This is a genomic window from Rathayibacter sp. YIM 133350 (genome assembly GCF_037404875.1).
Classification (GTDB): Bacteria; Actinomycetota; Actinomycetes; order Actinomycetales; family Microbacteriaceae; genus Orlajensenia.
The window spans coordinates 14,632-33,132 of the sequence record NZ_JBBELO010000017.1 but is presented as its reverse complement, the minus strand read 5'-3'; the positions used below and the strand labels follow the sequence as shown (position 1 = coordinate 33,132).

The following is an 18,501-nucleotide window of genomic DNA, read 5'->3' as shown; positions in this document are numbered from 1 at the left end:
TCTGTCATTGTTGTCCGAACGGCACGGTGGCCGCAAGTGCGCCGTGCCGCCCCCCCTTGTAGGGGCCAAAGTGCGAGGCTAACCTCGAAGCACGTTGAACTCCACGGACGGTGCTGCTCGAGAATACTGAGCAGCCAACTCATGTTGGGAATCTGCCTATGAAGTCGGATGCGCGATGGCGTCGAATCGGCCTGATCGGTGGCGTCGTCGGCCTGGTCTTGGCGGTGTTGGGCGCGGGGGTCGCGACGGCTGACCCCAGGGGTGTCCCGACGAACTCCAACAAGGGCTCTCTCTACGGCATGCCGCAGCCTGACGGCACCGTCGCGGGCAAGAACGGTGACATGTTCCGCGTGACCTGGACGGACGACGGCGGGGCGACGACGTCCACCCTCTCCTACTGCGTCGAGGCCGCGATCCCGATCGCCATCCTCGAGCCCTATCAGACGGCGTCGTGGTCGGATGCGTCTCGGAACGAGTTCAATGCCAACGCCGCCGAGGTCCAGTGGATCCTGCAGAACGCGTATCCGGCGTTCACGGGCGCACAGTTGTCAGCGACGACAGGGATAACCGGTATCACCGATCAGGACGCGATCACCGCAACTCAGTTCGCGATCTGGAACCTGACCGATCCCGCCCTCGCCGGCGGGCGGTTGTTCCCGTCGCCAACGACAGTGCCGCAGGATGTGGCGACGTACCCGCGTTCCACCGTGATCCAGCAGCTGATGGTCTGGCTGCTCGACCACGCTGAAGCGACCGGAACGGAGCCCGTGAGCGTGCTGGACATCACACCGGATGACCCGACGGCACCCGCCGGAACTCTCGCAGGTCCCTTCGTCGTCGAGACGACGTCGCCCACGGGCGCTACCGTCACGGTCGATGCGGGCGCTGTGGTGGATGACGACGGGGACCCCATCACAGGTCCGATCGGTGACGACGACAGCTTCTGGATCGACGCTCGCTCGCTGCCGCCGGGTACGAACGTCACCATCAGCGCCACGGTACAGAATGCCCCCATACTCCCGGGCACCATCATCACGAGCGCCACCCCCGATGTCAGGACCCAGGACATCATCGTCGCATCGATGGCGACCTTCGCGACGGTCAGGGCCACCGCGGAGCTCACCATCACGGAGCAGCAACTCGGCTCGATCAGCGTGCACAAAGTCGATGCCGCCAACGCGTCGATCCCGCTAGCCGGTGCGCAGTTCACGGTCTTCACCGGTGCGGGCGACACTGTGGGTACGATGACGACCGACAGCGCCGGCAACGCATCGATCGACGGCCTGCCTGTCGGGGACTACTCCGTCGTGGAGACAGTAGCGCCGACCGGATACCAGCTCGACGACAGTCCCCACCTCGCCACTGTCAGCAGCGACGTTCCCGTCGTTCTCACGATCACAAACCGGGCCTCGACCACCGGCAGCGGCGGTGGCGGTGGCGGGCTGGCGAAGACGGGCAGCGACAACACGCAGGCGTCGGTGCTGGCCGTGCTCGCCGTCATCGTAGGCGTGGGCGCGCTGGTCACTCGTCGTCGGAGGCGTGAAGCACGTCTGTTCTGATGCGGCGACCGCGAGTCGAGTGATGAGCGTGATCACCCGTGTCGGCGGGTAACGTTGGTGCAATGCGACGTACATGGTCTCACCGTTCATGCTCCCTGACGTGACATGACCCAGCAGGCGTGTCCCTCTCCGGCTCCCGCCGATCCGGCACCAGCTCAACCGTCCCGCACACCCCGTGCGGCCAGGCGCGCGGCGCGCGCTCTTCCCGTCGCGGCGATCGCCGCCTTGGGCGTCGTCTTCGGCGACATCGGCACGAGCCCGCTCTATGCGCTCAAGACCGTGTTCCTGCTCGACAACGGTGCCGTGCGGGCGAACGAGGAGGATGTCTTCGGGGTCATCTCGCTGATGTTCTGGAGCATCACGATCATCGTCTCCATCAAGTACCTCGCCATCCTCATGCGAGCCGACAACGACGGTGAGGGCGGCGTGATGGCCCTGGCCGCGCTCGCCCAGCGGCTCTACTCCGGTCGCGCACGGCGTGCCGGCGTGCTGCTGGTGATCGGCATCGTCGGGGTCTCGCTGTTCTACGGCGACTCGATCATCACTCCGGCGATCAGTGTCCTCTCCGCGGTCGAGGGCCTGCACGTCACCGTGCCGGCTGTCGCGCACCTCGTCATCCCGATTGCGGCCGTGATCCTCATCGCGCTCTTCGTCGTTCAGCGCTACGGAACGGGCAAGGTCGGCGTGCTCTTCGGTCCCGTCATGGTGCTGTGGTTCATCGTGCTCGCGGCGGCGGGACTGCCCATGGTCATCCAGTATCCGGCCGTGCTGCTCGGGCTCTCTCCCACGTACGCCATCGTCTTCATCGTCGCCCACCCGTCCATCTCGTTCATCGCGCTCGGCGCCGTCGTACTCGTGATCACCGGGGCGGAGGCCCTCTACGCCGACATGGGCCACTTCGGGCGCTCGCCGATCCGCCGTGCCTGGTTCTTCCTCGTCTTCCCTGCGCTGACGATCAACTACCTCGGCCAGGCGGCGCTCATCCTGCATCATCCCGGGGCGAAGGCGAACCCGTTCTTCCTCTTGATCCCGGACTGGGGCCGGCTGCCTGTGGTCATCCTCGCCACGGTCGCGACGGTGATCGCCAGTCAGGCGGTCATCTCCGGTGCGTTCTCGCTCACGCGTCAGGCGTTCCAGCTCGGGCTGCTGCCGCCCCTGACCATTCGGCAGACGTCCGCTCGGGAAGGGGGACAGATCTACCTTCCCGCGGTCAATGCGCTGCTGTTCATCGGGGTCATGGCCGTGATGCTCACGTTCGGATCGTCGGAGCGCCTGTCGACGGCGTACGGCATCTCAGTCACAGGGGCGCTCGTGGTCGACACGGTGCTGCTGTTGCTGGTGGCGCGGCCGCTCTGGCACTGGCGCCCCTGGAAGATCGTGGTTGCCGCCATCGCGTTCGGCGGTCTCGAGCTGGCTTTCCTCGCCGGCAACCTGTCCAAGATCGTGAACGGCGGCTGGGTGCCTCTGCTCATCGCTGCGGCCGTCATCACGGTGATGACCACCTGGCGCAGGGGTCGCCAGCTGGTTCAGGAAGACCGGCGCAAGAAGGAAGGCTCCCTCTCCGAGTTCATCGAGGAGGTGCGCACGGAGAACCTGCCGCGAGTGCCCGGCATCGCGATCTTCCCCCACCCGAATAAGGACAGCACGCCGCTCGCTCTCCGCGCGAACGTCAAGCACAACCATGTCCTGCACGAACACGTGATCATCGTCTCGATCATCACCGCATCCGTTCCGCATGTGCCGGCATTCGAGGCATACGAGTACGACGATCTGGGCTACGCCGACGACGGCATCGAGCACCTCACCATACGATTCGGATTCTCCGACAAGCCCGACATTCCCCGGGCCCTTCGTGCCGCCTGCCTGGCCGGCGTTCTGCCGCTCAAGGCCGGGGACTTCGCCCGCGCCTCGTACTTCATCTCGCGGGGCGCCATCCGGGTCACACGTGAGAGCAAGATGTCCCCGTGGCGGCGTTCACTCTTCGTCGCCCTCGCCCACAACGCCGCCGATCCGGCAGCCCGCTTCGGACTGCCCGCCCTGCGTACCGTCACGATGGGCAGCGACGTCGAGATCTGACCCTCGGTGCGGATGCGGGGATCGGCGCCGAGAGATCCGTCTCGTGCAGGATCGGACGCGGAAGGGATTGCCATGACAGTGCCGAACCCCACCACCTTCAGCACCGAGTGGTGCGACGCCTGGAACGCCCACGACCTCGATCGGCTGCTGTCGCACTTCAGCGAGAGCGTGGTGTTCCGTTCGCCGGTGGGCGCTCAGGTCATCCCCGGCAGCGAGGGCGTCTTCCGGGGCAAAGCGGCCGTGCGCGAGTACTGGGAGCGAGGTCTCGCGCTCATCCCCGACCTGCGATTCGAGGTCGTGTCGGTCTACGCGGGGATCGACACGATCGTCATCGTCTACCGCAATCAGAAGGGCGCCCTCGTGAGCGAGGTGCTGATCTTCGATGAGGACGGACTCGTCGTGGACGGGCGCGGAACGTACCTCCGCGCGGACCAGAACCCGGCAGGACTCAACCGGCACTGAGGCGGTGCTCAGTCCGTGGGATGCAGCGCGAGCGCGAGAGCGGCGCGCACCTCGGTGACATCCGCCTCGCCGATCGAGACGGATGCGAGGGGCGCGAGGGTGAGCGCCTCGCGCCACGCGGCGAGCAGCAGCCGCGGAACCAGGCGTTGCGGCGCATCGACGAGGCTCACGAGGTACCGCTCGAGCGGATCGGCTGCTCGACCCGGGTGGCGAAGGACCGAGTATATTCGGCCTCGGCAATGACATAACTCAGTTATGGAGAGGCGCATGAGACTTCGCTTCCTCTACACGCCCGTTCCGGATCTCTCCGCCGGGCTCGCCTGGTACCGCGACGTGCTCGGCTGGGACGAGGCCTGGCGTGAGGGCGAGGACACCGTCGCATTCCGCATCCCGGGCAGCGATCTGCAGGTCATGCTCTCGACCGAACCCGACCCAGCCGGCCCGATGTACGAGGTCGAGAACCTGGAGCGATTCCTCGCCGAGCATCCCGCGATGAAGGTCGCTTCGCCGCCCCGCCCCATTCCCGATGGCAGCGTCGCCACGATCACCGATCCGGCGGGGAACGTGATCTTCGTCTTCGACCAGGCGCGGCCGGACTGATCATGGAGCGGGTGGTGTCGGTCTCCGTGTGGGGCGCCATCTTCGTGCTCATGGCCGTCGTGCTCGTCTTCGCCGGCATCCGCGTCGGTACCGATACGCCGTTCCTCATGGCGGGCGCCTCGGCCGAGAGTGACAGCTTCGAGTATCGGTACGTGGCGAGCCCCTGGCTCGCCTACCTGCACATCGTTCCCGGAGTGCTCTACCTCGTCGGTGCCCCCTTCCAGTTGTCGCGGCGCTTCCGGGAACGCCACTTCACCTTCCATCGGCGCTTCGGGCGGATCCTGCTCACTCTCGGGCTGACGAGCGGGGTGTTCGCCCTCGCTTTCGGCGTGCCGTTCTCGTACGGAGGGGCGTGGCAGTCACTCGCCACCGCAGTCTTCGGTTCGTGGTTCCTGCTCTGCCTGGCGCTCGCCTATCGGGCCATTCGCCGAGGGCACGTGCGGTGGCACCGGCGCTGGATGATCCGTGCCTTCGCCGTCGCCCTCGGCGTCGGAACCATCCGGCTGTGGGTCGGGCTGTTCGCCGGCTTCCAGGTGCTCTCGCTCGAGAACAGCTTCGCCCCGGCCTTCTGGCTCGGTCTGGGGATGCACGTGCTCGCCGGGGAGTTCTGGCTCTGGTGGCGCCCCGACGAAGACGGCCGCACGCGCCGTTCGGTCTCCGCGCGGGCGGCGTGAGCCGGATGCCGGCGCCGGCCTACCGGGCGAAGGTCGGCGTGCGCTTCTGCTGGAAGGCCTCGAACCCCTCGCGGTAGTCGTCGGTCTCGCAGAGGGCGGCTTGCGCGGCGTTCTCGAGTGCGATGGCATCCCAGAGCCCGAGGCGGTCATCGCGCAGCCGGGAGATGAGCGCCTTGCTGGCCAGGAAGGCCTCGGTCGCGCCCCGTGCGGCGCTCTCGCCGGCGGCCAGGGTGGCGGCGAGCACGTCGTCGTCGGGGAAGACCCGTGAGAACAGACCGGATGCGACCGCTTCCGTGCCGCTCATCAGGCGTGCCGTATAGATCAGGTCGAGGGTCTTGTGCGCCCCCATGCGCTCGTAGAAGAAGGCGTGGCCGCCGGAGTCCAGCGTTGCGCCGAGGTTCGCGAATGGGGAGCCCACCTTGGCCGATTCGGCGACGTAGACGACATCCGACGCGATCAGCAGCCCGAGACCCACACCGAGGCAGGCGCCGTGTGCGACGGCGAAGGTCGGCGCGGGGAACCGGGCGATCTGCCGCAGCAGCGGTGTCACGAGGGAGCCGAGGAACCGCTCGACGTCGTCATCGCGCGGGTCGAGGCCCGAGATGTCCCGGCCGGCGCAAAAGGCCCGGCCCTCGCCGTGCAGCACCACGGCGCGCACGCCGGCGACGGCCGCGTGCTCGTACGCCTCCGAGAGCTCTCCGAGCGCAGTCTCGTCGAGCGCGTTGAGCTTCTCGGGTGCGTTCAGCGTGACGCGGGCGACGTCGTGCTCGATGGCGGTCTGGATCATCCGGTCTCCTCAGACGTCGTAGTCCACCACGACGCGGTCGCTCGTCGGATGGGATTGGCAGGTGAGCACGTAGCCACGCTCGAGCTCCTCCGGTTCGAGGGCGTAGTTCTCGGTCATGTTCACGCTCCCCTGAACGAGGCGGGCGCGGCAGGTGCCGCAGACTCCGCCGGCGCACGCGAACGGCACATCGGGGCGCACGCGCAGTGCCGCGTTCAGGATCGATTCGTGTGCGCTGGCCGGGCTCTGCACTGCAGAGGACTGACCGTCGAGGGTGAAATCGATCTGCACGAGCCTCTCACCCTGCCTCACGAGCACCGGCCGACCGGAGTCGGGAGCCACCTCGCCCGGCTCCCCGGTGGTGAAGAGCTCGAAACGGATGCGTGCGGGGTCGACTCCGCGCGCCTCGAGGCTGTCGCGGCAGCGCTGCACGAGTTCGAAGGGCCCGCAGAGGAACCACTCGTCGACGCTCGCCGGCGGGATCAGCACGTCGAGGATCGTGCCGAGCTTCGCCTCGTCGATGCGCCCCGAGAGCAGCGGCGAGGTGCGCTGCTCTCGGCTGAGCACGTGGTGCAGCGCGAGACGGGAGGGATAGCGGTCCTTCAGGTCGGCGAGCTCCTCGACGAACATGACGTCGAGCGAGGACCGGTTCGTGTACAGCAGGGTGAACCGGGCGGTCTCGGCGGCGGCGAGCACGGTGTGCGCGAGCGCCATCAGCGGCGTGATGCCGCTTCCTGCCGCGATGCCCACGAGGTGCCGGTGCTCCAGATCGGCCAGGCCCGTCGTGAAGGAGCCCTGTGGGCTCATCACGTCGATACGGTCGCCGGCTCGCAGCTCGCTCGTTGCCCAGGTCGAGAACCGGCCGCCGAAGTCGCGCTTGATCGCGATGCTGAGCGCGCCCTCTCCCGTCGCCGGGCGCTGCGGCGGCCGGCAGATCGAATAGCTGCGCCGCAGTTCGCGGCCGTCGACGACTGCGCGCAGTGCCACATGCTGCCCGGCGACGTAGTCGTACTCGCCGGTCAAGGACTCGGGTACGGCGAATCGCACTTCCACGCTGTCGGCGGTGAGCGTGCGCACCTCGGCGACTTCGAGTTCGTGGAAGCGCGCGCGCCTCTTCGCGGGCCGCGGCGCGACATCCGTTCGTCGTTCGCTCGTGCCCGTCATCAGAGCACCTTGAAGTAGTCGAAGGGCTCCAGGCAGTTGCGGCACTCGTAGAGCGCCTTGCACGAGGTCGAGCCGAAGCGAGCCAGCTCCCGCGTGTCGAGCGAGTCGCACCGTGGGCACTTGACGGTCAGAGCCAGACGCACCGGGCCGTCCGACCGTCTGGCGGCCTCGCCCGACGGGGCGGCGATGCCGTATTCCGCGAGCTTGGCCCTGCCAGCAGCGCTCATCCAGTCGGTCGTCCATGCGGGGGAGAGAACGAGCTCGACGCGTACGTCGGCGTAACCGCCGTCCCGCAGCGCGCTCGTCACGTCGTCCGTGATCGCCTCCATGGCCGGGCATCCGCTGTAGGTGGGCGTGATGCGCACGCGCACGCTCCGGCCCTCCTCCTGGACCGCGCGCAGCACTCCGAGGTCTTCGATCGTGAGCACGGGGATCTCGGGGTCGCACACCGTCGCGGCGATCCTCCACGCGCGCGTTCTCGCCGGGCTCACCATGATGCCCCCGGATGCTGCCGGGCGAGCACCTGCAGCTCGGCCAGCAGGTAACCGAGGGTGGGGAAGTGACGGCCGGCACGGCCCCCTCCCGCGGCGATGAACGCGCTCCTGGGCGTGAGGTCCGCCTCGTCGAACACGGACTGGAGCACGGCATCCACTGCGGGGCGCAGGGTCGAGGGGCGCACGGCGACGCCCTCGAGCCGGTCGATGAGTAACTCGTCGACGAACAGCTCATCCACGTACGGCCAGATGTCGTCGAGTGCCGTGATCATGCGCCGCCGGGACTCCTCCGTTCCGCCGGCCAAGCGCAGGGTCCACTGCACGGCGTGGTCGCGGTGGTAGTCCACCTCTTTCACGGCCTTCTCGGCGATCGCCGCCAGAGTGGCATCCGCCGACGCGCGCAGGCGCGCGTAGAGCTCGAAGAGGTAGGCGGATGCCACGAGTTGCCGGGCGATCGTGTGCGCGAAGTCGCCGTTGGGCTGCTCGAACAGCCAGGCACTCCGGAATTCGGGCTCGTCGCGCCAGTAGGCGAGATCGTCCTCCGTGCGAGCGGTGGCCGTGCCGGCGTAGCGCAGCAGCGAGCGCGCATGGCCGAGCAGGTCGAGGCCGATGTTCCCCACCGCGACGTCCTCTTCCAGCTCGGGCGCGCGACTGATCCACCAGCCGAGCTGCTGGGCGAGAATCAGGGCATCATCGCCCAGCCAGAGCGCGTACTCGGCAACATCGGCCGTCGCGATCGCGTCGCCCGGGCCGGCGAGCTCGTCCGAGAGCACCAGCTCATCGACGTGCACGTCGCCGTGTCCGTCATGCACCTCGGGAGCCAGCCTGCTCACAGGTGCTTCACCCCCTCGGATGCGGTGTAGTAGATCGCGTGGCGGTAGTTCTTGCCGGCCGGGCTCTCGAAGAAGGAGCCCTTCGCATCGGGGTCGCTCGTCGTGATCGCGTCGGCGGGAACGACCCAGATCGAGACGCCCTCGTTGCGGCGGGTGTAGAGGTCGCGGCCGTTGCGCAGTGCCATCTCGGCGTCGGGAGCGTGCAGCGAGCCGACGTGAACGTGGGACAACCCGCGGTTAGCCCTCACGAAGACCTCCCACAGCGGCCACGGGTCCACGGCGGATGCGCCCGGCGTGCTCATGCCGCACGCTCCGTGGCGGCGGCGCGCTTGCGGGCGTACTCGATGGCGGCCTCGCGCACCCAGGCGCCCTCTTCGTGCGCCTCGCGGCGGCGGCGCAGGCGCTCGGCGTTCATCGGACCGCGCCCAGCGAGCACCTCGTTGAACTCCGACCAGTCGATCTCGCTCATCTCGTATCGGCCGGTGCCCTCATCCAGCCGCAGCTTCGCGTCGGGCAGCGTGAGGCCGAGAGCCTCGGCCTGCGGCACGAGCATTCCGACGAAGCGCTGGCGCAGCTCGTCGTTGGAGAAGCGCTTGATGTTCCAGGCCATCGATTGGGCGGAGTTCGGCGAGGCGTCGTCGGGAGGGCCGAACATCTGCAGAGACGGCCAGTACCAGCGGTTCACCGCGTCTTGCGCCATGCGCTTCTGGGCATCGCTGCCCTGCATGAGCGTGAGCAGGATCTCGAAGCCCTGCCGCTGGTGGAACGACTCCTCTTTGCAGATGCGCACCATCGCCCGGCCATAGGGACCGTACGAGGCGCGGCAGAGGGGAACCTGGTTGCAGATCGCCGCCCCGTCGACGAGCCAGCCGATCGCGCCCATGTCGGCCCAGGTCGGCGTCGGGTAGTTGAAGATCGAGGAGTACTTGGCCCGTCCGGCGATCAGTGCCGCCGTCATCTCCTCCCGTGGCGTTCCGAGCGTCTGCGCGGCCGAGTACAGGTAGAGGCCGTGACCGGCTTCGTCCTGCACCTTCGCCATGAGGATCGCCTTGCGCTTCAGGCTGGGAGCACGGGTGATCCAGTTCGCCTCGGGCTGCATCCCGATGATCTCGGAGTGGGCGTGCTGGCTGATCTGGCGCACGAGCGTCTTGCGATACGCCTCGGGCATCCAGTCGCGCGGCTCGATGCGGCCGTCGGCCGCGATGATCGCATCGAACTGCGCCTGCTCGGGCGTGGGGCTGGTCATCATCGACTCCTGGACACCTGGACACTCGGTACCCATATACTAACCGATCGTTCGGTCAGTACGAAGTCGGATGCTCAGGTCACCACGAGTGTGCGCTCCCCGTCCCAGGCCTCGGTCCAGCCCAGGGCGTCGAAGAGCCCGTCGAGCAGGAAGGCGGTGAAGCCCCAGACGAGGTGCTCGACGCCCTCCGCGTGCACGAGGAAGGCCGGCCCCGTTCGTGTGCGACCGTCGCGCTCGACGACGGAGGTGTACCGCGATGCGGGATCGAGCAGGTCGGCCACGGGCACGCGGAACACGAAGGCGGATTCGGCGACGTCGACCACCCGCACGCTCGACGGTCGCGTCCACCATCCGAGAACGGGCGTCACGAGATGTGCCGAGTAGGGGAGCGGGATGTCCTCCAGCGCACCCAGCACCTCGACGCCGTCGGGATCAAGCCCCGTCTCCTCGTGCGCCTCACGCAGCGCGGCCTCGACCGGTCCCGCATCCCCGGGATCGATGCGGCCGCCGGGGAAGGCGACCTGGCCGGCGTGCGACCGCAGGGTCGCGGCCCGGCGCAGCAGCAGCACGTCGAGGTCCCGCGAGACGGCTCCCTCGTGCGCGCGATGGTCGCTGGAGCGGGCGTCGAGCATTCCGAACAGCATGAGCACGGCCGCGGCCCGGCTCTCGCCCTCCGCCTCGGGCCATCCAGTCGTCGAGACCAGGCGCGCACCGCGGGGATCGCCCACGAGCCTGCGCAGTTGCTCGCGAGCGGGCAGCAACCCGCGAGGGGATGGCGGATCGCCCGAGATCATTCCTCGACACTACGCCCGTGCCGCTCGCGAATCCCGTCGGCCGCTGACCGAGCGCTCGTTCGGCTCATGCCAGACTGGTCGCACCATGGCAGAGGTCGCAGAGTCACGACGCGGCCGTCCCGGCTACGACCGCGACGGCGTGCTCGCCGTGGCGGTGGCTCTCTTCATCGAGCACGGGTACGACGCCACCTCGATCAGCGTTCTCGCCGAACGCCTCGGAATCTCGAAGTCCGCGATCTACCACCACTTCGCGTCCAAGGAGCAGATGCTCGACCGCGCGCTGAGCGAAGCGCTCGACGGCCTCGAGGGAGTGCTCGCCGCCGCGCAGGCCGGCAGCGCCATCGATCGGCTCGCCTCGGTGCTTCACGGTGCGGTGATCGTGCTCGCGAGCAAGCTGGCGTACGTGACCCTGCTGCTCCGGGTGCGCGGCAACACCGAGGTCGAACGTCGTGCCCTCGAGCGCCGACGCGGCTTCGACCGCGCCGTCACGCAACTCGTGCTCGAGGCGCGCGATGAGGGAGCCCTGCGTGCCGACATCGATCCGCGTGTGGCCGAGCGACTGCTGTTCGGAATGATCAACTCGATCGTCGAGTGGTATCGCCCCGGCGGCGCCGAGGATGCGGACCGCCTCGCCGACGATGTGCTGACGGTCGCGCTCGACGGACTGCGTCGCCGCTGACCTGCGCGCCGCACGCACTGTGCGAGCCTGCGCGCCAGTGCGCGCCTGCTCCGCCGGCTGAGTTCAGGCGGCGACCCGTTCCTTGGCGACGAGGGTGAGCACGTCGTACTGGGCGACGAGTTCGTCGCGCTGGTTGCGCAGCACGGCGTCCCAGCACACCTCGCCGTACTCATCCGTCTCGCGCGGCGTGATCTGCTTGGCCGTCAACTCGACCCGGATGCGGTCGCCCGGCGAGACCGGGGTGACGAATCGCAGGTTCTCGAGGCCGTAATTGGCCAAAACCGGGCCAGGATCCGGATCGACGAACAGGCCGGCCGCCCACGAGACCAGCAGGTAGCCGTGTGCCACCCGTCCCGGGAAGAAGGGGTTCGCTGCGGCGGCGCTCTCGTCCATGTGCGCGTAGAAGGTGTCGCCGGTGAACCTCGCGAAGGTCTCGATGTCGTCGAGGGTCACCTCGCGCTCGCCGGAAACCACCTGGTCGCCGATGCGCAGTTCGGCCAGGCTCTTGCGGAACGGATGCTCGCCGTCGGAGCGAGAGACCGCGCCGGGGTGCCAGATTCCGGTGACGGCCGTGAGCATCTCGGGGGAGCCCTGAACGGCCGTGCGCTGCATGTGGTGCAGCACGGCCCTTATGCCGCCGAGTTCCTCGCCGCCGCCGGCGCGCCCGGGCCCGCCGTGAACGAGCTGCGGCAGAGGCGATCCGTGGCCGGTCGAGCTGCGGGCATCGTCGCGGTCCAGGAACAGCACCCGGCCGTTGAAGGCGGCGATCCTTCCCGAGAGCTCGATGGCGACCTGCGGGTCATGCGTTGCGATGCTCGTGACGAGTGAGCCACCTCCGCGTGCGACGATGGCCGCGGCATCGGCCAGGGAGTCGTATCCCACGATGCTCGCGACCGGTCCGAACGCCTCGACCTCGTTCAGGGCCGGTGCACTCGCGTCATCGAAGCGCAGCAGCAGCGGACGCACGAACGCGCCGTCCGCATTCATGCCCTCCGGGGCATCCGTCGATCCCGCGACGACGCGCCCGCCGGCCGCCTGCAGCCGCTCGACCTGGCGCAGCACCTCCACGCGCTGCTCGAGGCTGGCCAGCGGGCCCATCGTCGTGCCCTCCTGCCTGGGATCCCCGAGCACGACGCGTTCCGCGATCCGTCGGCGTACGGCCTCGATGACGTCGTCGACGGATGCCGCGGGCACCACGGCCCGCCGGATGGCCGTGCACTTCTGGCCGGCCTTCGACGTCATCTCGGTCACGAGCTGGCGAACGTAGGCATCGAACTCGGGGGTGCCGCGCGTGGCATCCGTTCCGAGCACCGACGCGTTGATGGAGTCGGTCTCGGTCGTGAATCGCACTCCGCCCGTCTGCACGGACGCGTGGCTGCGCAGCCGATCCGCGGTCGAGGCACTCCCCGTGAAGGCGACGAGGTCGCCGAGGCGCAGGTGGTCGAGCAGGTCTGGTACCGAGCCGCTCACCAGCTGCAGTACCCCGTCGGGCAGCAGCCCCGACTCGGTGAGGATGCGCACGAACGCCTCGGTGAGGTAACCCGTCGGGGTCGCTGGCTTGACGAGCGTGGGCATGCCAGCGAGGAACGCCGGGGCGAACTTCTCGAGGGCGCCCCACACCGGGAAGTTGAAGGCGTTGACCTGCACCGCAACCCCCGGCAGCCGGGTGCAGATGTGGCGCCCGAGGAAGGAACCGTCCTTCGAGAGCACCTCGACCCCGCCGTCGACGTAGACCATGCTGTTGGGCAGCTCCCGTCGGCCCTTGGACGAATAGCTGAACAGCACCCCGATGCCGCCGTCGATGTCGACCCAGGAGTCCGCAGCGGTCGCCCCGGTCCGGGCCGAGAGTTCGTACAGCTCGGACTTCCGCTCGGTCAGGGCGAGCGCGAAACGCTTCAGCAGCAGCGCGCGCTGGTGGAAGGTGAGTCGGCCAAGCGATGCCTGGCCGGCGGTACGCGCGTACTCCAGGGCGGCGTCGAGGTCGAGGCCGCTCGTCGACACGCGTGCGATCGGTTCGCCCGTCGACGCGTCGCGCACCGTGACGGCCCCGGCATCCGAGCCGGGAGTCCACCAGGATCCGTTGACGAAGCTGGGCAGCAGGTCGGTTATCGTTGCTCACTCCAGATGTAGAAGCCATGGCCGCTCTTACGGCCGAGCCGGCCCTCGGCGACGAGACGGCGCAGGAGGGCAGGGGGTTCGAAGCGGTCGCCGAGCTGCTCGTGGAGGTACTCGGCGATGCCGAGCCGTACGTCGAGCCCAACGATGTCGGTCAGTCGCAGCGGTCCGACGGGATGGCCGTAGCCGAGCACCATCGCCGCGTCGATGTCGTCAGCCGAGGCGACGCCGTCCTCGAGCATGCGGATCGCCTCGAGTCCGAGGGCGACACCGAGGCGGGAGGAGGCGAACCCCGGCGAATCGTGCACCGTCACCGCGGTCTTGCCGATGGCCTCGACCCAGCCGAGCGCCGCCTGCGTGAGAGCCGCATCCGTCGCCGTGCCGAGCACGATCTCCACGAGTTCGGACGCGGGCACGGGGTTGAAGAAGTGCAGGCCGAGGAACCGCTGCGGGCGTTCGAGTTCCGCGCCCAGGGCGTCGATCGAGAGGGACGAGGTGTTGCTCGCGAGGGCGGCCGTGTCGCTGAGGACCGCCTCGACGCGCCGCAGCGCCGCGGCCTTGAGTGCGAACTGCTCGGGTACCGCCTCGACGACGAGCTCAGAGTCGGCGAGTGAGGCGGGGTCCGTCGACACGGTGAAGGCACCGAAGCCGTGCGGGTCGTGGCCTCGTGCCACGCTCGCTTCGAGCGACGCGCGTACGCGGAGGGAGGCGCCGTCCACCGCGTCCGCATCGCGCTCCACGATGCTCACTCGGCAGCCGGAGACGACGAAGGCGTGGGCGATCCCGGCGCCCATGCGTCCACCGCCGAGCACGCCGACGCTCCTCGGCAGGGCGGCCGGGGGTGCCTGCTCGGACGCGCGCGCCTCGGATGCGCGCGCCTCGGATGCGCGCGCCTCGGATGCGCGCGCCTCAGATGCGGCCATAGACCGAGAGCGGTTGTTCGATCGCGTCGACGACTCGGCGCAGGAATCCGGCTGCGTAACCGCCGTCGCAGATGCGGTGGTCGAAGACGAGGGAGAGCTGGGCGATCCGCCGGGGCACGATGGCACCGTCCACGACCCAGGGACGCTCGAGTATGCGCCCGATTCCGAGGATGGCGACCTCGGGGTGATTGATGATCGCCGAGGAGCCGTCGACTCCGAGCGGCCCGTAGTTGTTCAGGGTGAACGTCGAACCGCCGAGCCTGCCGGCCGGCAACGAGCCGCTGCGCGCAGCACTCGCGACCTCGTTGAGCGCTTCGTGCAGGTCGGCGAGGCGGAGACGGTCGGCGTGCGGGACGACGGGCACGAGCAGGCCCCGGTCGGTATCGACCGCGACGCCGAGGTTCACGCCCTCGAATCGGATGGTTGTGGTGGCGTCCTGGTTCAGGCGAGCCGCCAGCAGCGGGTAGTCCTCGAGGGCGAGCAGCGCGAAGCGCGCGAGGAACGCGGTGAGCGATGGGGCCGTGATGCCGGACGCGCTCATCGCCGCGCGCAGCTCCCAGAGCCGGGTCGCATCCACGTCGACCCAGACGGTGGCGTCGGGAATCTCCGCATGGCTGCGCCCGAGCTTCTGGCTCACCGCCCGGCGCAGCATGGAGAGCGGCTCCTCGGCGAGAACGGCGAGGTTCTCGCCCGCACGGTCGCCGTCGGTCCCCGCCCCGGCGCGTGCCGCGAGCGATCCATTAACGGCTGCACTCAGCACGTCCGACCGGATGACGGCGCCGTCGGCCCCGGTCGGCGTCACGCTGCGCAGGTCGACGCCGAGGTCGCGGGCCAGCCGGCGCACGATCGGCGAGCGCACCGCGACGGGGCCATCGCTCCGCGTCGCCCCAACACCAAGCGCGGCGGCAGCAGGCGTAGCGGCGGCAGCGCGCTCCAGGGGATTGTTGCGCGGGCGACGACGGGTCGGGCCGGCTGCCTCGCTCGTGCCGTAGCCGATGAGCACGTTGCCCGATCCCGCGCGCTCCTCCTGCCGGTACGCCTCCTTCTCGGAGACGTCCTCGGCCGCGTCGTCGGCGGCGACCTCGAGCACGGGGGAACCCACCGCGAGAGTGTCGCCCGGCGAGCCGTGCAGCGCGATGACCCGCCCGGCGAAGGGCGAGGGCAGTTCCACGATGCTTTTGGCCGTCTCGACCTCGGCGATCGGCTGGTCGACGCGGATGCTCTCGCCGACGGCCACGAGCCAGCCGACCAGTCCGGCCTCGGTAAGGCCCTCTCCGAGATCGGGCAGCAGGAACGCCCGCGTCGTCGCCGCCGGCGTGCTCAATCGTCCTCCCAGTGCAGCGAGTCGATGGCGTCGAGCACGCGGTCGACGTCGGGCAGGTACCAGTGCTCGTACGCGGGCGAGGCGAACGGGGTGTCGAAGCCGGTCACCCGGCGCACGGGTGCGGCGAGGAACTCGAAGCAGCGCTCGAACACGCGTGCCTGGATCTCGGACGCGACGCTCGCGAAGCCCGGTGCCTCCGCTATCACGACCGCCCGGCCGGTGCGCCGCACCGCCGCCGTCACGGTGGCGTCGTCGAACGGCACGAGCGAGCGGACGTCGATCACCTCGACGCTGCGCCCGTCCTCACCCGCCGCCTCGGCCGCGCCCAGGGCCACGCCGACGGAGGGTCCGTAGGCGAGCAGCGTCACATCCGTGCCGGCCCGCACCACGCGGGCCGACCCGATCGGCGTGCTGAGGGCCGTGTCGACCTCGCCCTTCGACCAGTACAGCTTCTTCGGTTCCAGGAACACGACCGGGTCCGGGTACTCGATCGCCGCGCGCAGGAGCGAGTACGCATCCTGGGGCGTCGCCGGCGAGAGCACGGTCAGGCCCGGCGTATGGGCGTAATAGGCCTCCGACGAGTCGCAGTGGTGCTCGACCCCGCCGATGCCACCGCCGTAGGGAATGCGGATGACCATGGGCAGCCGGACTGCACCGCGGGTGCGGTTGCCCATCTTCGCGACGTGGCTGACGACCTGCTCGAAGGCTGGGTAGGCGAAGGCGTCGAACTGCATCTCGACCACTGGACGCATGCCGTTCATCGCCATGCCGACCGCCATGCCGACGATGCCCGACTCCGCGAGCGGAGTGTCGAAGCAGCGGTTCTCGCCGAACCGCGCGGTGAGGCCGTCGGTGACCCGGAACACGCCGCCGAGGGCGCCGACGTCTTCACCGAATACCAGCACGCGTTCGTCCTGCGCCATCGCGTCGGCGAGGGCTGCGTTCACGGCTCCCGCCATCGTCAGGGTCCGCGCGTCTCGGGCCGCCGTGGGCGTCGCCACCCTCTCCAGAACGCTCATCGGATCGCCTCCGGTTGGGACTGCAGCCGTTCGCGCCGCAACTGGTCGCGCTGCTCGAGCAGCTGGGGGGTCGGCTGCGCGAACACGTGCGCGAACAACTCGTCGGCATCCGGCTGCGGCTCGCGGTTCATGGCGTCGCGCAGGTCTGCGGCCACCGCTTCGGCGTGCCTCGAGATCGCGGTCTCCTCGTCGTCGTCGAGTACTCCGACCGCGCGGAGGTGGGTGCGCAGCCGGGTCAGCGGGTCTCGCTCCGCCCATGCCGACACCGCTGCGGAGTCACGGTAGCGGGTGTCGTCGTCGGCATTGGTGTGCGGCTGCATCCGGTAGGTGTGCGCCTCGATGAGGGTCGGACCCTCCCCGGCACGGGCTCGTGCGACGGCATCACGCAGCACGGCCAGCACGGCGGCGGCATCGTTGCCGTCGACCCGGCGACCGGGGATGCCGTACCCGATGCCCTTGTGGGCGAGGGAGGGGGCTGCGCTCTGGCGGGAGAGCGGCACGGAGATGGCGAACTCGTTGTTCTGCACGAAGAACACGACGGGTGAGCGGAACACGGCCGCCATGTTGAGCGCCTCGTGGAAGTCCCCTTCGCTCGTCGCTCCGTCACCGCACAGCGCGAGCGCCACGGTGTCCTCGCCGCGCAGGCGGGCGGCGTGAGCGAACCCGACGGCATGCAGCAGCTGGGTGGCGAGCGGTGTCGTCTGCGGGCCGACCCGGTAGGCGTTGGGGTCGTAGCCCGAGTGCCACTCGCCGCGCAGCAGCACGAGCGCTTCCGCAGCCGGCACACCGCGGGCGATCATGGCCACGCAGTCGCGGTAGGTGGGGAAGAGCCAGTCGCGCTCCTCGAGCGCCAGTGCCGCGGCGACCTGGCAGGCCTCCTGGCCATGGGAGGAGGGGTAGACGGCAAGGCGTCCCTGGCGTACCAGGGCGGTGCACTGGTCGTTGACGCGGCGTCCCAGAACGAGCCCGCGGTAGGCACGCAGCAGGTCGTCACGGGTCGGGAGTTCCGCGTCGGGGTGCTCCCGAAGGCTGCCCGCGGCCTCGATGAGCTGCACCGGTTCATCCGGGGGCAGCAGGCGCTCGGCCGCAGTCTTCATCGATCTTCTCTCCGTCGAGACATCTCGAGGGTCAGGATCGCATTTCGTGGACGCTGCTCACAGCCGGGCGACCGATTGTTGGACGATTGCGTTCCAATCGCCCGATAATCGCTCGATTCGTCGGAGAATGGGGCAGGGTTCGAGGCGAAGGAGCCGCATGGAACTGGACGAGACCGACCGCATCCTCTTGGGGGCATTGCGCCAGGACGGGCGCGCCTCCATGACGGCGCTCGCCGAGCTCGCCCACATCTCCCGCGCGGGCACCTACGCGCGGGTGAAACGGTTGACCGACGAAGGGGTCATCACCGGGTACGGCGCGCGCGTGGATGCCGTCGCCGCCGGCATGCACAGCACCGCCTATGTCGCCCTCACGATCGATCAGGCCTCGTGGCAGGCGGTGAGCGACAGGCTCGCCGAGATCGAAGAAGTCGAGCACATGGCTCTCGTCGGAGGCGACTTCGACGTTCTGCTACTCGTGCGCGCGCGCGACAACCGCGACCTGCGACGCGTCGTTCTCGAAGACATCCAGTCGATCGAGAACGTGCGCGCGACGCGCACCATCGTGGTGTTCGAGGACTTCCCCCGGCCGAGCGCAGGCGCGCCACGCGGGTGAGCCGCGGTGCCTCAGCGCCCTGATCGGCCGTCATCCACCCGGTGA

Annotated in this window: 20 protein-coding genes; 7 read left to right on the top strand and 13 right to left on the bottom strand. The window is 69.3% G+C overall.

Translation table 11 applies throughout. The features are described 5' to 3' along the window. Positions 1-158 precede the first annotated feature (158 nt). The 3 genes from WDJ51_RS03915 to WDJ51_RS03905 all read left to right on the top strand — a co-directional run bounded on the left by WDJ51_RS03915 (position 159) and on the right by WDJ51_RS03905 (position 4,097). Entirely contained in the window at positions 159-1,559 is a 1,401-nt protein-coding gene (locus WDJ51_RS03915) for a SpaA isopeptide-forming pilin-related protein (protein WP_337851124.1), read from the top strand. Positions 1,560-1,664: 105 nt separating this feature from the next. Continuing rightward, positions 1,665-3,635 carry a potassium transporter Kup gene (locus WDJ51_RS03910; protein WP_337851123.1) on the top strand — a complete coding sequence of 657 codons (1,971 nt, stop codon included), beginning with the start codon at positions 1,665-1,667 and terminating at the stop codon, positions 3,633-3,635. Positions 3,636-3,707: 72 nt separating this feature from the next. Beyond that, positions 3,708-4,097, top strand: coding sequence for a nuclear transport factor 2 family protein (locus tag WDJ51_RS03905; RefSeq protein ID WP_337851122.1), 390 nt, complete (start codon positions 3,708-3,710; stop codon positions 4,095-4,097). Between the two features lie 8 nt (positions 4,098-4,105). Here WDJ51_RS03905 and WDJ51_RS03900 read toward each other — a convergent pair whose 3' ends face one another. Then, positions 4,106-4,267, bottom strand: a complete 162-nt coding sequence (locus WDJ51_RS03900) for a hypothetical protein (protein ID WP_337851121.1) — start codon at positions 4,265-4,267, stop codon at positions 4,106-4,108. 97 nt (positions 4,268-4,364) lie between these two features. Between WDJ51_RS03900 and WDJ51_RS03895 the strand changes: the two genes are divergently transcribed. Then, on the top strand, positions 4,365-4,697 hold the full coding sequence (locus WDJ51_RS03895) for a VOC family protein (protein WP_337851120.1): 333 nt from the start codon (positions 4,365-4,367) through the stop codon (positions 4,695-4,697). Positions 4,698-4,711: 14 nt separating this feature from the next. Beyond that, on the top strand, positions 4,712-5,371 hold the full coding sequence (locus tag WDJ51_RS03890) for a DUF2306 domain-containing protein (protein WP_337851119.1): 660 nt from the start codon (positions 4,712-4,714) through the stop codon (positions 5,369-5,371). 19 nt (positions 5,372-5,390) lie between these two features. Here the strand turns inward: WDJ51_RS03890 and WDJ51_RS03885 are convergent, their stop codons facing one another. From WDJ51_RS03885 to WDJ51_RS03855, 7 genes are all read right to left on the bottom strand, one after another. Further along, the gene (locus tag WDJ51_RS03885) at positions 5,391-6,158 is read right to left on the bottom strand and encodes an enoyl-CoA hydratase/isomerase family protein (protein ID WP_337851118.1); all 768 of its coding nucleotides are present in this window, start codon (positions 6,156-6,158) and stop codon (positions 5,391-5,393) included. A 9-nt stretch (positions 6,159-6,167) separates the two neighbouring features. Continuing rightward, positions 6,168-7,319, bottom strand: coding sequence for a 1,2-phenylacetyl-CoA epoxidase subunit PaaE (gene paaE / locus WDJ51_RS03880; protein WP_337851117.1), 1,152 nt, complete (start codon positions 7,317-7,319; stop codon positions 6,168-6,170). Continuing rightward, positions 7,319-7,813: a 1,2-phenylacetyl-CoA epoxidase subunit PaaD gene (gene paaD / locus WDJ51_RS03875; RefSeq protein ID WP_337851116.1), complete on the bottom strand. Its 495-nt coding sequence runs from the start codon at positions 7,811-7,813 to the stop codon at positions 7,319-7,321. The genes paaE and paaD overlap by 1 nt, the downstream gene beginning before the upstream one ends. Continuing rightward, positions 7,807-8,646: a 1,2-phenylacetyl-CoA epoxidase subunit PaaC gene (gene paaC, locus WDJ51_RS03870; protein WP_337851115.1), complete on the bottom strand. Its 840-nt coding sequence runs from the start codon at positions 8,644-8,646 to the stop codon at positions 7,807-7,809. The genes paaD and paaC overlap by 7 nt, the downstream gene beginning before the upstream one ends. Further along, positions 8,643-8,948: a 1,2-phenylacetyl-CoA epoxidase subunit PaaB gene (paaB, locus tag WDJ51_RS03865; RefSeq protein WP_337851114.1), complete on the bottom strand. Its 306-nt coding sequence runs from the start codon at positions 8,946-8,948 to the stop codon at positions 8,643-8,645. The genes paaC and paaB overlap by 4 nt, the downstream gene beginning before the upstream one ends. Further along, positions 8,945-9,892, bottom strand: a complete 948-nt coding sequence (gene paaA, locus WDJ51_RS03860) for a 1,2-phenylacetyl-CoA epoxidase subunit PaaA (RefSeq protein WP_337851113.1) — start codon at positions 9,890-9,892, stop codon at positions 8,945-8,947. Before paaA ends, paaB begins: the two co-directional genes overlap by 4 nt. Before the next feature lie 74 nt (positions 9,893-9,966). After that, a complete protein-coding gene (locus tag WDJ51_RS03855; RefSeq protein WP_337851112.1) occupies positions 9,967-10,686 on the bottom strand; it encodes an NUDIX hydrolase in 720 nt (239 codons plus the stop codon). 85 nt (positions 10,687-10,771) lie between these two features. Here WDJ51_RS03855 and WDJ51_RS03850 point away from each other — a divergent pair, with 85 nt between their 5' ends. Next, on the top strand, positions 10,772-11,365 hold the full coding sequence (locus WDJ51_RS03850; RefSeq protein WP_337851111.1) for a TetR/AcrR family transcriptional regulator: 594 nt from the start codon (positions 10,772-10,774) through the stop codon (positions 11,363-11,365). 63 nt (positions 11,366-11,428) lie between these two features. On the opposite strand, the gene paaZ is transcribed toward WDJ51_RS03850, so the two are convergent. From paaZ to pdhA, 5 genes are read right to left on the bottom strand one after another with little or no spacing between them, the layout of a single operon-like run. After that, positions 11,429-13,474, bottom strand: coding sequence for a phenylacetic acid degradation bifunctional protein PaaZ (paaZ, locus tag WDJ51_RS03845; protein WP_337851237.1), 2,046 nt, complete (start codon positions 13,472-13,474; stop codon positions 11,429-11,431). After that, positions 13,471-14,403, bottom strand: coding sequence for a 3-hydroxyacyl-CoA dehydrogenase family protein (locus tag WDJ51_RS03840; protein WP_337851110.1), 933 nt, complete (start codon positions 14,401-14,403; stop codon positions 13,471-13,473). Before WDJ51_RS03840 ends, paaZ begins: the two co-directional genes overlap by 4 nt. Next, positions 14,390-15,727 (bottom strand): dihydrolipoamide acetyltransferase family protein, encoded by a 1,338-nt coding sequence (locus tag WDJ51_RS03835; protein WP_337851109.1) that lies wholly within the window; start codon positions 15,725-15,727, stop codon positions 14,390-14,392. Before WDJ51_RS03835 ends, WDJ51_RS03840 begins: the two co-directional genes overlap by 14 nt. Further along, the gene (locus tag WDJ51_RS03830; RefSeq protein ID WP_337851108.1) at positions 15,724-16,746 is read right to left on the bottom strand and encodes an alpha-ketoacid dehydrogenase subunit beta; all 1,023 of its coding nucleotides are present in this window, start codon (positions 16,744-16,746) and stop codon (positions 15,724-15,726) included. Before WDJ51_RS03830 ends, WDJ51_RS03835 begins: the two co-directional genes overlap by 4 nt. Further along, a complete protein-coding gene (gene pdhA, locus WDJ51_RS03825; RefSeq protein ID WP_337851107.1) occupies positions 16,743-17,843 on the bottom strand; it encodes a pyruvate dehydrogenase (acetyl-transferring) E1 component subunit alpha in 1,101 nt (366 codons plus the stop codon). The genes WDJ51_RS03830 and pdhA overlap by 4 nt, the downstream gene beginning before the upstream one ends. A gap of 157 nt (positions 17,844-18,000) precedes the next feature. On the opposite strand from pdhA, the gene WDJ51_RS03820 reads away from it, so the two are divergent. Next, on the top strand, positions 18,001-18,456 hold the full coding sequence (locus tag WDJ51_RS03820; RefSeq protein WP_337851106.1) for an Lrp/AsnC family transcriptional regulator: 456 nt from the start codon (positions 18,001-18,003) through the stop codon (positions 18,454-18,456). The last annotated feature ends 45 nt before the right edge of the window (positions 18,457-18,501 follow it).